This window comes from Phycicoccus jejuensis, from assembly GCF_044797865.1.
GTDB classification, from domain to species: domain Bacteria; phylum Actinomycetota; class Actinomycetes; order Actinomycetales; family Dermatophilaceae; genus Phycicoccus; species Phycicoccus jejuensis.
The window spans coordinates 914,313-926,102 of record NZ_CP085209.1 but is presented as its reverse complement, the minus strand read 5'-3'; the positions used below and the strand labels follow the sequence as shown (position 1 = coordinate 926,102).

12 protein-coding genes are annotated in these 11,790 nt (G+C 69.8%); 6 read left to right on the top strand and 6 right to left on the bottom strand.

The genetic code is table 11. The annotated features are described in order from the left end of the window. Positions 1–74 precede the first annotated feature (74 nt). From LG324_RS04295 to LG324_RS04270, 6 genes are all read left to right on the top strand, one after another. Positions 75–1,256, top strand: a complete 1,182-nt coding sequence (locus LG324_RS04295; protein ID WP_404352121.1) for an MFS transporter — start codon at positions 75–77, stop codon at positions 1,254–1,256. 1 nt (position 1,257) lies between these two features. Continuing rightward, positions 1,258–1,893: a MauE/DoxX family redox-associated membrane protein gene (locus tag LG324_RS04290; RefSeq protein WP_404352119.1), complete on the top strand. Its 636-nt coding sequence runs from the start codon at positions 1,258–1,260 to the stop codon at positions 1,891–1,893. Between the two features lie 3 nt (positions 1,894–1,896). Next, complete coding sequence (locus LG324_RS04285) at positions 1,897–2,424, top strand: hypothetical protein (RefSeq protein WP_404352117.1); 528 nt, start codon at positions 1,897–1,899, stop codon at positions 2,422–2,424. A gap of 49 nt (positions 2,425–2,473) precedes the next feature. Beyond that, a complete protein-coding gene (locus LG324_RS04280; RefSeq protein WP_404352115.1) occupies positions 2,474–2,767 on the top strand; it encodes a transposase in 294 nt (97 codons plus the stop codon). Positions 2,768–2,938: 171 nt separating this feature from the next. Further along, positions 2,939–4,948 (top strand): McrB family protein, encoded by a 2,010-nt coding sequence (locus LG324_RS04275; RefSeq protein ID WP_404352113.1) that lies wholly within the window; start codon positions 2,939–2,941, stop codon positions 4,946–4,948. Then, entirely contained in the window at positions 4,935–6,161 is a 1,227-nt protein-coding gene (locus LG324_RS04270; protein WP_404352111.1) for an McrC family protein, read from the top strand. The genes LG324_RS04275 and LG324_RS04270 overlap by 14 nt, the downstream gene beginning before the upstream one ends. A 100-nt stretch (positions 6,162–6,261) precedes the next feature. Here the strand turns inward: LG324_RS04270 and LG324_RS04265 are convergent, their stop codons facing one another. The 6 genes from LG324_RS04265 to LG324_RS04240 form a co-directional block, all read right to left on the bottom strand. Continuing rightward, positions 6,262–6,558, bottom strand: a complete 297-nt coding sequence (locus LG324_RS04265; protein WP_404352109.1) for a hypothetical protein — start codon at positions 6,556–6,558, stop codon at positions 6,262–6,264. Between the two features lie 804 nt (positions 6,559–7,362). Then, positions 7,363–8,430 carry an ABC transporter ATP-binding protein gene (locus LG324_RS04260; protein WP_404352107.1) on the bottom strand — a complete coding sequence of 356 codons (1,068 nt, stop codon included), beginning with the start codon at positions 8,428–8,430 and terminating at the stop codon, positions 7,363–7,365. Further along, positions 8,427–9,176 (bottom strand): ABC transporter permease, encoded by a 750-nt coding sequence (locus LG324_RS04255; protein ID WP_207025041.1) that lies wholly within the window; start codon positions 9,174–9,176, stop codon positions 8,427–8,429. The genes LG324_RS04260 and LG324_RS04255 overlap by 4 nt, the downstream gene beginning before the upstream one ends. 143 nt (positions 9,177–9,319) lie before the next feature. Beyond that, positions 9,320–10,150: a molybdate ABC transporter substrate-binding protein gene (gene modA, locus LG324_RS04250; RefSeq protein ID WP_404352105.1), complete on the bottom strand. Its 831-nt coding sequence runs from the start codon at positions 10,148–10,150 to the stop codon at positions 9,320–9,322. A gap of 10 nt (positions 10,151–10,160) precedes the next feature. After that, a complete protein-coding gene (locus tag LG324_RS04245; RefSeq protein ID WP_404352102.1) occupies positions 10,161–10,571 on the bottom strand; it encodes a molybdopterin-binding protein in 411 nt (136 codons plus the stop codon). Positions 10,572–10,740: 169 nt separating this feature from the next. After that, on the bottom strand, positions 10,741–11,763 hold the full coding sequence (locus tag LG324_RS04240; RefSeq protein WP_404352099.1) for an NADP-dependent oxidoreductase: 1,023 nt from the start codon (positions 11,761–11,763) through the stop codon (positions 10,741–10,743). Positions 11,764–11,790: the final 27 nt, after the last annotated feature.

Below are 11,790 nucleotides of genomic sequence, written 5' to 3'. Positions count from 1 at the left end.
GTGATTCGCAAAAGCTGACTCGCGCGCCAAGGGGAGGTGTCATGGCAGCTCGCAGTCGGGGTGCATGGTGGGCGGTGGCGGCACTGGTGCTGGCCACGTTGACCGGCGGGTTCGACATCACCATCCTGAACGTGGCCTTACCAACCATCGGGTCGCAATTGGGTGCCGGCATGTCCGCGTTGCGGTGGATGGTCAACGCGTACGTTCTGGTGTTCGCCTGCCTCATCTTGCCGGTAGGTGCCGCCGGCGATCGGTGGGGGCGGCGCCGGGTCCTGCTGGGAGGGCTCGCCTTGTTCACGGTCGGGTCGGTCCTGGCCGCGTGGGCCGGTGGCGCGGGCATGGTCATCGCCGCGCGGGCGGTCATGGGCGTCGGCATGGCGATGGTGCTGCCGATGACCCTGGCCACCCTGGCCGTGCTGTTTTCTTCTCCGCAGGAACGCAGCCGCGCGGTGGCCGTTCTGGTCGCGGCAACAGGCTTGGGCGTCCCGCTGGGCCCTGTGGTCGGCGGCTGGCTACTCGAAAGATACTGGTGGGGGTCGGTTTTCCTCATCAATGTGCCCATCGCCATCGCGGCGCTGGCCGCCGTCGGCGTCCTCGTGCCGGAATCGGCTGACCCCGCCCCGCCACGGGCCGACTTCACCGGAGCCGCCCTGGGGGTGGCCGAGCTGGCGGGGTTCACCTACGCGGTCATCGAAACGCCGCTGCGCGGCTGGGGGTCACCCGCCGTGCTGACCACCCTGGGCGCGGGCCTGGCACTGCTGGCCGCCCTGGTGGCATGGGAGCGGCGAACCGATCATCCCCTCATCGACGGTGCCCTGTTCCGGCACCGTTCGTTCGCCGCGGGAAGCGGAGCCGCCGCCCTCGCCGGGGTCGCACTGTTCGCGCTGCTGTTCGTCATCCCGATGTACCTGCAGCTGGTGCGTGGGCACCCCCCGATGGCCACCGGGCTGCGGCTGCTGCCGGTCGTGCTCGGCCTCGTCGTCGGCGCCGCATCCGGTGAAGCAACCTCCGTGGGTAGCATCTTCCGAGACATCGTCGTCCGCGTTACGCGCCTCAGCGATGATGGCTCGAGGGCCTTCACGGAGCAGGGCACTATCGACTTGCAGAGAGGCCAGCTTCCCGACGAGACGCCGGCGTCTCGCGATCGCCTCCACGGCCTTCTTCGCGGAATCGGCCCGGGAGACGTGCTCGCGGGGTCGGGCTGGACTGATCCCAGAAACGGACAGCGTTACCTCCTGATCCCTGCGACGGCGTGACATGAGCGGGTTTGACTCCATCTACGCCGTATTCCTACGGATGGTGGATGGGATGCTCGGGGATCAGACATCGCAAATCCTCCAAGCGACATTGGCATTCGTGTACCTGGTTTCAGGTACCTACAAAATGCGTCAACCGTTGGCCGCCGCCACCTCGGCGGCCAACTTCCGCGTCCCAGTAAGACCGACCAAAGCCGTGGGCTTAACAATTGCCTTGGGCGAGCTCTCCTTGGCGGCCATTCTGTTGATGCCCGTCCGCGGCCTAGCACTTGTCGCACTGGGCGTGAGCACCGCACTTTCGCTCCTTTTCACTGTGCTCACGGTAGGGGTCCTTAGGCGCGGCGAGTCGTTTGACTGCAGTTGTCTGGGCAAGGAACCGGTTTCCAAGCTGAGCGCAGTTCGCGCTGGTGCACTGTTCGTGGCCTCGCTCCTCGCTTGGGCGAACGTGGCGTGGAATGGAACACGAACCATTACTGCAGAATCGCAACTCAGTGCCATCGGAATGGCTCTGACCATTGTCTTTCTGCCATACACGATTCGGTTGGCCTTTCGCGTGCGCAGTCTTGTTCGCGACTTCGGCGAGCGCGTCGACTGGATGTGGATCAGCATGGAGCTCGGGGCGCGAAAGGGGGGATGATCGGTGACCTGGACATATCTACTCGGCACGCTGGCCGTGGTTTTGCTCGTTGGCCTAACCGTATTGCTGGCTGCGCTTATTCGGCACGTAGGAGCTCTCCAGCTGGCCGTTGAAGCGGGTGGCATGAGTTCTGGGGAGTCGTTCGACGTTGACACCGACGGACCGGCCGTAGGGAGCCAGGTGCCAGAGAGCACGCTGGACCTCCTATACGAGGGCGGCATCGGCCCCAACCAGGGGGTCCTTGTCGCAGTCTTCCTGTCGACGAGCTGCGTACCTTGCACTGAACGCGCCAGCGAGATTGTTTCGCGGTGCCAAGGCCTTGACCGAACCATTTTCCTGGTCAGTGGCGGCACCCCTGAGGGTTTGGAACGGCTACGGAATCTATTTGCAACGGTTGACTCCTCCGTCCTGTATGACCCGCAGGCACGCGAAATCGTGAACAGCCTCGACGTGAAGTCCACACCGTTCGCATTCAGGATCAGCGAGAACAAGATCACCGGGAAGGCGTACTTGCGAAGCGCCGACGGATAGGTGACAACCGATCTGTGGTGCCGAGAGGTGCCGCTGGAAGGATGTCGCCGTGCCCAAGCCCTATCCCCAGGAGTTCCGTGACGACGTCGTGCGGGTGGCCCGTGCCCGCGAGGACGGGGTCACCCTCAAGCAGGTCGCCAAGGACTTCGGGATCTCCGAGTCCTGCCTGACGAACTGGATGACCCAGGCCGACCGCGACGCCGGTGTCCGATCCGGGCCGGGCCGTGAGGAGCTGGCCGAGCTGCGCGAGCTCAAGCGGCGCAACCGGCTGTTGGAGCAGGAGGTGGAGGTGCTGCGCCGGGCGGCCGCCTACCTGTCCCAGGCGAACATCGGCCCAAAATGATGTACCCGCTCGTCCGTGAGCTGGCCGTCGACGGGATCCCCGTGACGGTGACGTGCCGGGTGCTGAAGATCGCGAGAGCGCCGTACTACCGGTGGCCCGACGCAGATGTCGGCCGACCTGGAGCACGGATTCGTACGCGGCGGAAGCACGCTCATCGCGACTCCGCTGCTGATGCTCCAGTCGTTCGTCCGGGTCCTCGACTCCTGGTGGCAGCTGACCCCCGAGGAGCGCGAAGCGGCCTGGGGCAACCCGTGGACCTTCCGCGACCGGGTCTCGCGCGTCCCCGGCGTCGACGACCGCGTCGCCTCCCTGCTCTGCCTCGTGGCGCAGCCGTCGTCGTTCACGACAGTGCTCCGTGCGGCGGACCGCGCCCGGATCGTCGAGGTCTTCGCCGAGCATCTGACCGAGCCGACCGGCGACGTGGAGCGCGATCTGCGGGACATCACCCTCACCCTGCAGCGCGAGGGCGGCGGGGCGCCGGTGCGCTACGAGGCGGCGCCGCTGCTGCAGCAGTGGAGCCAGGACCCCGAGGTGGGCCAGGCCTGGCTGGTCCGCGGCGAGCTCGACCAGCAGAACCGCGTCCCGACGTGGGTCGCACAGGGCCGGGTCACCCTGACCGTCGGCCGGCTCACCCAGCTGCCCTCCCCCGTCACCCAGGACGCGCTGAGCAGCCTGGTCGAGGACCGGTACTCCGACCTCCAGGTCGTCAAGCGCGAGGTCAAGAAGCGCGACGTGCTGACCTTCGTACTCGGGATGCGTCCCGGAGACCTGGTCTGCACGGTCGACGGCGGCACGCTGCGGCTGGGACGGCTGCAGGACGGCGATCCCACCCTGCAGTCCGTCGGCGGGTCCAGCCTGATCGTGCGTCCCGTCGCGTGGTTCGGCGAGGCCTCCCCCGACATCAAGGAGCTGCCGAGCCAGGTGCGCAGCAGGGTCCGGTTCAAGGGCGAGGACGTCGTCGACCTCACCGAGATCGGCGCTGCGCTGGAGGCCATCACCCAGGTCGACGAGGACATCTCACCGATCGAGCCCGACGACATCGACGACCATGCTGAAGTACCCGTCGAGAGCGACGAGGCACCCGTCCCGCCGGCCGCCGCGGCGGTGCTCTCCTGCGACACCGCCGCCCTCGCGGCAAAGCTGCACCACGCCGACAGCAGCTGGCTCGACGAGCTGCTCCTGAGCCTCAACGCGAAGAAGCAGATCGTCCTCGAGGGCCCGCCGGGAACGGGGAAGACGTTCCTCGTCAACCACCTCCTCGAGGCCTGTGGTGTCACGGAGGGACAGTCGACGGTGGTGCAGTTCCACCCGACCTACAGCTACGAGGACTTCGTCGAGGGCTTCCGCCCGAGCAAGTCCAGCGACGGCAACGGAGCCACACTCGTCGTGCAGCCAGGCCCACTGAAGCGCCTCGCGGAGGAGGCTGCCGAGGCACCCGGCAAGCCGTTCGTCCTCGTCATCGACGAGATCAACCGAGCCAACATCACCAAAGTCTTCGGCGAGCTCTACTTCCTCTTGGAGTACCGCGAGAAGCAGCTGCGGCTGCTGTACACCCCTGACGACCCGTTCGAGTTGCCCGCCAACCTGTTCATCATCGGCACGATGAACACCGCTGACCGGTCCCTCGCCCTTCTCGACGCCGCGATGCGCCGGCGCTTCGAGTTCCTGTCCATGGACACCGGGACCGAACTCGCGCTGACAGGTGTCCTCGCCCGCTGGTGCGGCGCCACCGGTCGTCCGGATGGGCTGGCGTGGCTGCGAGACCGCATCAACGCCGAGATGCGCAAGCGCGGGCTGGACTCCTCACTCGCGTTCGGGCCTTCATACTTCATGGATCCCGGCCTGGACCAGGCGGGCGGGCTGGACCGACTGTGGCGCCGGCAGCTGCGACCGATGCTCGTCGAGCACCACTACGGCGACCACGAGCACGTCGACGCCTGGTACCCGTTCTCGACCTGGGTCACCGAGCTCGGCCTCAAGGACGCCGCATCCGAGTCGAGCGATGAGCCTGACGAGTCGCCCGCACACCAGCCGGCGCCGGCCAGTGGTGATCGCGAGACCGACGCGGACGTACTTTCCGCGTCAGAGCAGGCAGTGGAGTCGCCAAGTCGCGCCCAAGGCAGCGAACAGCCCAGTGCGGAGCAGGCGATGGACGGCGGGCACGTCGGTGAGCCGGGCTGACCTCGGCTCCCTCAAGGAAGGGCAGCGGCTCAGCGGCGTCGACCTGACCCGGGCGGAGGCGGCCGCGCTGAACCGTAGCGGCCTGGTCACCGTCCAGCCGGACCTGGGTGGGTGGTCCGTCGCAGCCCAGTTCGCCGTGGCCTCCGTGCACCGCGCTGACCTCACCGTACGTGTCACGCCGAAGATGGGCCTGGTCCGGGTGCTCACGCTGCTGGCCCGCGCCCACGGCGTCTCGGGCCTGAAGATCGACGCCGAGTACGTCGACGTCGGCACTGCCGCGGACCTCTCCGCAGTGCCCGCGATGTTGTTCTCGCTCGAGGCGGCGACCGCGATGGCCGCAGGACCTCTGCGCGGCTACCGAGCCGAGGACCAGACTCTCCCCGGGCTGCGCGGCCGGCTGCGGATGCGCGAGCAGTACCTGCGCCGGTACGGCCTCCCGGCTCCGCTCGAGGTCACCGTCGACGAGTGGACCCTCGACACCGATGACAACCGTCGTCTTCGTGCGGCCACCCAGGTCCTCCTCGCCCAGCCCGGTGTCCCGGCCGCGGCCCGGCAGGGGCTGCTGCGCCTGGACCGCATGCTGGGTGATGCCCGAGTGCCGCCGGCGGGCACCCGGTGGCGTGCGTGGGTGCCCACGCGGCTCAACGTACGTCTGCACCGGCTGCTCCATCTCGCCGACATCGCGCTGGCCCATGCCGGCGTCGAGCACGACAAGGGCGATACCAGCACGCGCGGCTTCGTCGTCAACATGGCCTGGCTCTTCGAGGCACTGGTCACCCGACTACTGCGCGAACGGACGCACGGGCTTGCCGGCCAGGACACCATGCCGCTAGACACCCTCGGGCGACTCACCATCCGTCCCGACCTCGTGTGGTACGGCCTCAACGGCCGCCCCGTCGCCGTGGCCGACACCAAGTACAAGCTCCTGGACGACAAGGGCAGCTTTCCCAACGCCGACGCCTACCAGTTCGTGACCTACTGCGCGCGGCTGGGCCTTCGCACCGGCCATCTCATCTACGCCGCCGGCGACCCACAACCCGACCCGTACGACATCTTCGGCGCCGACGTCACCATCCACATCCACGCAGTCGACATCACACGCCCACTCGCCGACATCGAGACCCAGGTCGACCATCTGGCGCAGAAACTGCTTCCGGCCATGCGAGACCCGCGGTCGTCGCCGATGGCGGGTGCCTCTCACTGGCAACCCTGAAGTACCTGCCTGCCAATCCGCGACTCTCTCCGAACCGAGCGGAGGGTGCCAATCGCCCGCTCGCCTCGCCGCGCTCAAGCCATAGGCACGTCGACGACGCTCAGTAGGGAGTTCGATCCCAGCACGCCTGGAAGGCCTTCTCGTCGAGCCGAGTGCACCACACCGGCCTGGACCTGTCCCCGGCCCTCAGTTGGTAGACGAACGAATCAGGTGAGTCCCATCTGAATGTCTCGACTTTCGCCGTCCCCAGCACGCGCGCCTCGTCGATGGCCGGCTCCAGATCGCTATCCGACGACGCCAACACGACCAGGTCGATATCTGCACGAGCTGCCTCTCGGACCGTCGCCAAGGCGCACAGCACATCAACCCCCTTCTCGCGCTTCTCGATCACGGTCATGCGCCCGTGGATGTCACGCAGCGGACGTCCGGTTGCGTCCCGTTCCACCCTGTACCGCAGGGGGCGCAGACTGACATGAACTCGTGGGTCGCGCTCCCAATGAACCTTCTGGGCCAGGCTTCGAGCGTTGTCATCCGGATCGTGTTCGCTCGAGGGGAGACCGCGATAGACCCACAAGTCCCGCAGCTGGGCGTCGGGGAAGCCCGGGCGCTGGTTGGCGTTGCGCTGACTCAGCAGCTGCTGAGCGAAGAGCAGGGATCGACGAGGCACTCGTGGCGATCGCCGTGTCGTGCGCTTGGGAAGGCCTCGTGCCCCACCAAGTGGACGTTCTGGTAGTCCATGACGACTGCGGCCCGCAGTCCTGGAGGCGCGGGCACTGGAGACATGGCACTCCTCGTCAGAAGAAAAAACCCCACCAATCCCGAGGGACGGTGGGGAACTATGGGTCCTAGCGTAGCGCAGGTTCAGGTGTCAGTCGCAACCTCGGCGCAGCTCGCGCGGATGGTCCCTTCTATGCCGGTGCGCGAAGTAACCCGGGGGGCGCTCCGTGAAACCGGGGAGCACGAGCTCGACGTCGACATCGACATTTCCGTCGCTCGTCTGAGCGAACCACACCTGATACCCAGAGGTGCAGTTGCGGTGCAGTTGCATGCTGTGTCACGGCGTCTCATCAACGTAGGCTGGGCTCGAAAGCGCAGGTCGAGCGACCGGATGAGCCTGTCTGACACGGGGTGCCGTGACCTTTTAATCCGTAGGTTGTGGGTTCGAATCCCACGGGGCCCACTCCCGCCGACTGATCACACGTCAGCGGGCGTAGACCTCGAGGTCGACGGCCTTGGCGGACAGCCAGACCCGCTGCCCGGCCGACAGCCCGAGGTCGGCCACGGCCGCGGGCGTGATGTCGACGAGGCACGACGGCTCGCCGTCGAGGTCGAGCCGCACGCGGTCGGTGAGCAGGGTCAGCCCCGAGATGGTCGCCGCCCACGTGTTGCGCGCGCTCGAGGGGCCCGGTGGCTGCGCGCTGACCGTCACGGCGGAGGGCCGCAGGGCCACGAGCACCTCGCCGCGCTCACCGTGATCGGGGACGACGAACCGCCCCCCACCCTCCAGCGCGACCCCGTCGGCATCCGCCGTCCCGGCGTAGAGGTTGAGCCCGACGAGGCGCGCGACGTACTCCGTCGCCGGACGCCGCGCGACCTCCGCGGGGCTGCCCTCCTGGACGACGCGACCGCCCTCGAGGACGACGAGCCGGTCGGCGAGCACGAGCGCCTCGAGCGGGTCGTGGGTGACGAGCAGGCTCGGGCCGCCGAACTCGGCGAGGTGCGTGCGCAGCTCGGCCTGCACGTCGAGCCGGGTCCGGGCGTCGAGGGCGGACAGCGGCTCGTCGAGGAGGAGGAGGTCGGGCGAGCCGGCCAGCGCGCGCCCCAGCGCCACGCGCTGCGCCTGCCCGCCCGACAGCAGGTGGGGCCGCCGACGCGCGAGGTCGGCGAGCCCGAGACGCTCGAGCCACCCCGCGGCGACGGCCCGGGCCTCGGCCCGCGAGCGCCCGCGGACCCGCGGCGAGAACGCCACGTTGTCGAGCACCGAGAGGTGCGGGAAGAGGCGGTAGTCCTGGAAGACGAAGCCGACCGGGCGGTGCGCCGCCTCGACGAAGGCCCCCGTGCTCGCGTCGTCGAGCACGACGTCGTCGAGCCGGATGCTCCCACCCGCCAGCGGCACGAGCCCCGCGACGGCGCCGAGCAGCGTCGACTTGCCGGACCCGTTGGGCCCGAGGACGGCCAGCACCTCCCCCGGCGCCGCGCGCACCGCGGCGTCGAGGACGAAGCCGCCCCGGCGCACCTCGACCCGCGCGTCCAGCCCACGGCTGCTCACACCGTGCCTCCGCGCAGCCAGCGGTCGCGCAGCGCGACGAGGATGGCGACCGACACGAGCAGCAGGACCAGGCTGAGGAGGATGGCGGCGTCCGGGTCGGTCTCGAGGGCGTAGTAGACGGCGATCGGCATCGTCTGCGTGCGCCCCGGGAAGCTGCCGGCGAAGGTGATGGTCGCCCCGAACTCGCCGAGCGCCCGCGCCCAGCAGAGCACCGCGCCGGCCGCGAGCGACGGCGCCACCATCGGCAGCGTGACCCGCCGGAAGACGGTCATCCGGCCGGCCCCGAGCGTGGCCGCGGCCTGCTCGTAGCCCTGGTTCGCCGCCCGCAGCGCCCCCTCGACGGTGACGACGAGGAACGGCATCGCGACGAACGTCTCGGCCATGACCACCGCCACCGGGCTGAACGGGATCGTCAGGCCGAACCACTCGTCGAGCCAGCGACCGAGAAAACCGTTGCGCCCGAACGCGAGCAGCAGGGCCACGCCACCCACGACCGGAGGCAGCACCAGCGGCAGCGTGACGAGTGCCCGCACGAGCCGCAGCCCCGGGAAGCTGCTGCGCGCGAGCAGCCAGGCGAGCGGCACCCCGACGACGAGGGCGATGACGGTCGCGACGCTCGAGGTCCACAGCGAGAGCCTCAGCGCCTCGGACGCCTGCGACTCCCGCAGGATGCGCCAGGCGTCCCCCCAGGGCGCCCGCACGACCAGCCCCAGCAGGGGGACGACGAGGAAGGCGACCCCGACCATGGCCGGCACGAGCAAGGGTGCCGGCGGCCGACGGGACGCCCCGCCCGTGCTCGCGCGCCGCTGCCGCTCACGTGCGTCCAGGGTGACCGGACGGGCTGTGGCAGAACCGGGCCGGCCGCGACGTGTCCCGTCGCCGTGCGAGCTCACGGCTGCTCGAAGCCGGCCGCCGTGAGGACCTTCGCCCCCTCCGCCGAGAGCACGTAGTCGACGAACGCCTTCGCGGTCGCGGCGTTCGGGGCGTCGTCGAGCGCGGCGATCGGGTAGCTCGTGGAGGCGTTGACGTCGGCCGGGATCGCGATGCCCTTGACCTTGTCGCCGGCGGCGCGGACGTCGGTGACGTAGACGACCCCGGCATCCACCTCGCCGAGCGTGACCTTGCTGAGCACCGACTTCACGTCGGGCTCGAGGGTCACCGGCTTCACCGTGACGCCCGCGTTGGCGAAGACCTTGGCCGCGGTGGCACCGCACGGCACCTGCTCCTGGCACAGCGCCGTCTTCACGCCCGAGCCGGCCAGCGACTCGACGCCCGTCACCCCGCCGGGGTTCGACGGCGGGACGGCGATCTCCATCACGTTCTGCGCGAACGTCTTCGGGTCAGTGGCGGCGCCGGCCGAGACCACCGCGTCCATGTTCTTCGCGCTCGCCGACGCGAAGACGTCGGCGGGCGCGCCCGAGGTGACCTGGGTCGCGAGCGCCGAGCTCGCGCCGAAGCTGAGCGTCACCGTCGTCCCGGGGTGCGCGGCCTCGAACTGCTTCGCGATGGTCGTGAAGGACTCGGTGAGCGACGCCGCGGCGAGCACGGTGATGTCACCCGTCACCTGGCTGCTCGCCGACGCGGACGACGCGCCGCCCGCGGTGGTGGACGCGGCGGGGCCCGACCCGCACCCTGCGAGGCCGAGCCCCGCGACGAGGACGACGCAGGTGATGACGGCACGGCGCACGGTGGCTCCTCGGGGACGACGGGTGGTGGTCATCGGGCGACGCTCACCGGCTGCTCGGGATCTCGACGGACACGTTCGTGGCCTTCATCGCGGCCACCGCGAGCACCCCCGGCTCGAGGCCGAGCTCGTCGGCGGCCTCCCGGCTGAGCAGGGAGACGAAGCGGTGCGGCCCGGACTGGATCTCGACCTGCGCCATCACGCCGTCCTTGAGCACGCGCGTGACCAGCCCGGTGAACCGGTTGCGGACCGAGGCGGCCGCGACCTCTCCCACCTCGAGGTGCGCACCCTCGGCCGCGAGCTCCTCGGCGAACCGGGCGAGGACGGGACCCTCGACGGCCCGCCGCCCCGCGGGGTCGGTGACGGTCTCGAGCCGCCCGGCGTCGGCCCAGCGACGCAGCGTGTCGTCGCTGATCCCCAGGAGATCGGCCGCCTCGCGCATCCGGAAGAGGTGCATGCACGGACCCTAACCGCAGATGCGGCCAGAGTCCACGGATCGGCGCGAACCTGCCACTTCTCGTTGGGCCGTCATCCGCGCCTGCGCCGGCCTTGCGACACCGACGGCCGCGGACCGGTGCTGAGCGGAGGCGCCCCGGCCCGCGGCCGTGTCGTGGGTCAGGCGGAGGTCAGAGTGTGACGACCATCTTCCCGGTGTTCTCGCCGCGCAAGACGCCGAGGAAGGCGTCGACGGCGTTCTCGAAGCCCTCGACCGAGGTCTCGCGCTGCGACAGCGTGCCGTCGGCCAGCCACCCGGCGGCGGTCGAGAAGTACTCGCCCGCGAGGTCGTAGTGGTCGCCGACGAGGAAGCCCTCGATGCGGCCGCGGGTCTGGATGAGGCGCGCGAGGTTGCGCGGGCCCGGGGCCGGCTCGGTGTCGTTGTAGACCGAGATCATCCCGCAGACGGCGATGCGGCCGCCGAGGTTGAGCGAGCCGATGGCGGCCTCGAGGTGCTCGCCGCCCACGTTGTCGAAGTAGACGTCGATGCCGTTCGGCGCGAGCTCGCGCAGGTGGTCGGCGACGCGGCCGTCGCGGTAGGAGAACGCGGCGTCGAAGCCGAGGTCCTCGGTCAGGTGGCGGACCTTCTCGGGCGAGCCGGCCGAGCCGATGACGCGCGAGGCGCCCATCGCCTTGGCGATCTGGCCGACCGCACCACCGACGGCACCCGCGGCGCCGGAGACGAAGACGACGTCACCCTCCGTGAGGGCGGCGACGCGCTTGAGGCCGGCGTAGGCGGTCAGGCCGGTCATCCCGAGGATGCCGAGGTAGGCGGACGCCGGTGCGGCAGAGGTGTCGACGACGCGCGCGTCCTTGGCGTCGAGGACGGCGACCTCGCGCCAGCCCAGGCCATGGAGGACGTGGTCACCGACGGCGAACCCGTCGGCGCGCGACTCCTCGACGACGCCGACGGCGCCGCCGTTCATCGCCTCACCGACCGCGTAGGGGGCGGCGTACGACTTGGCGGCGCTCATCCGGCCGCGCATGTACGGGTCGACGGAAAGGACGACGTTGCGCACGCGCAGCTGGCCGTCGGCCAGCGCGGGGACGTCGCTCTCGGCGAGCTCGAAGTTCTCGGGCGTCGGCCAGCCGGTCGGGCGGGACGCCAGGCGCCACTCGCGTGCGGTGCTCGAGGAGCCGGTGGGGTCGGTCATGGGTGGACCTCCAGGGGTGTCGGGGAC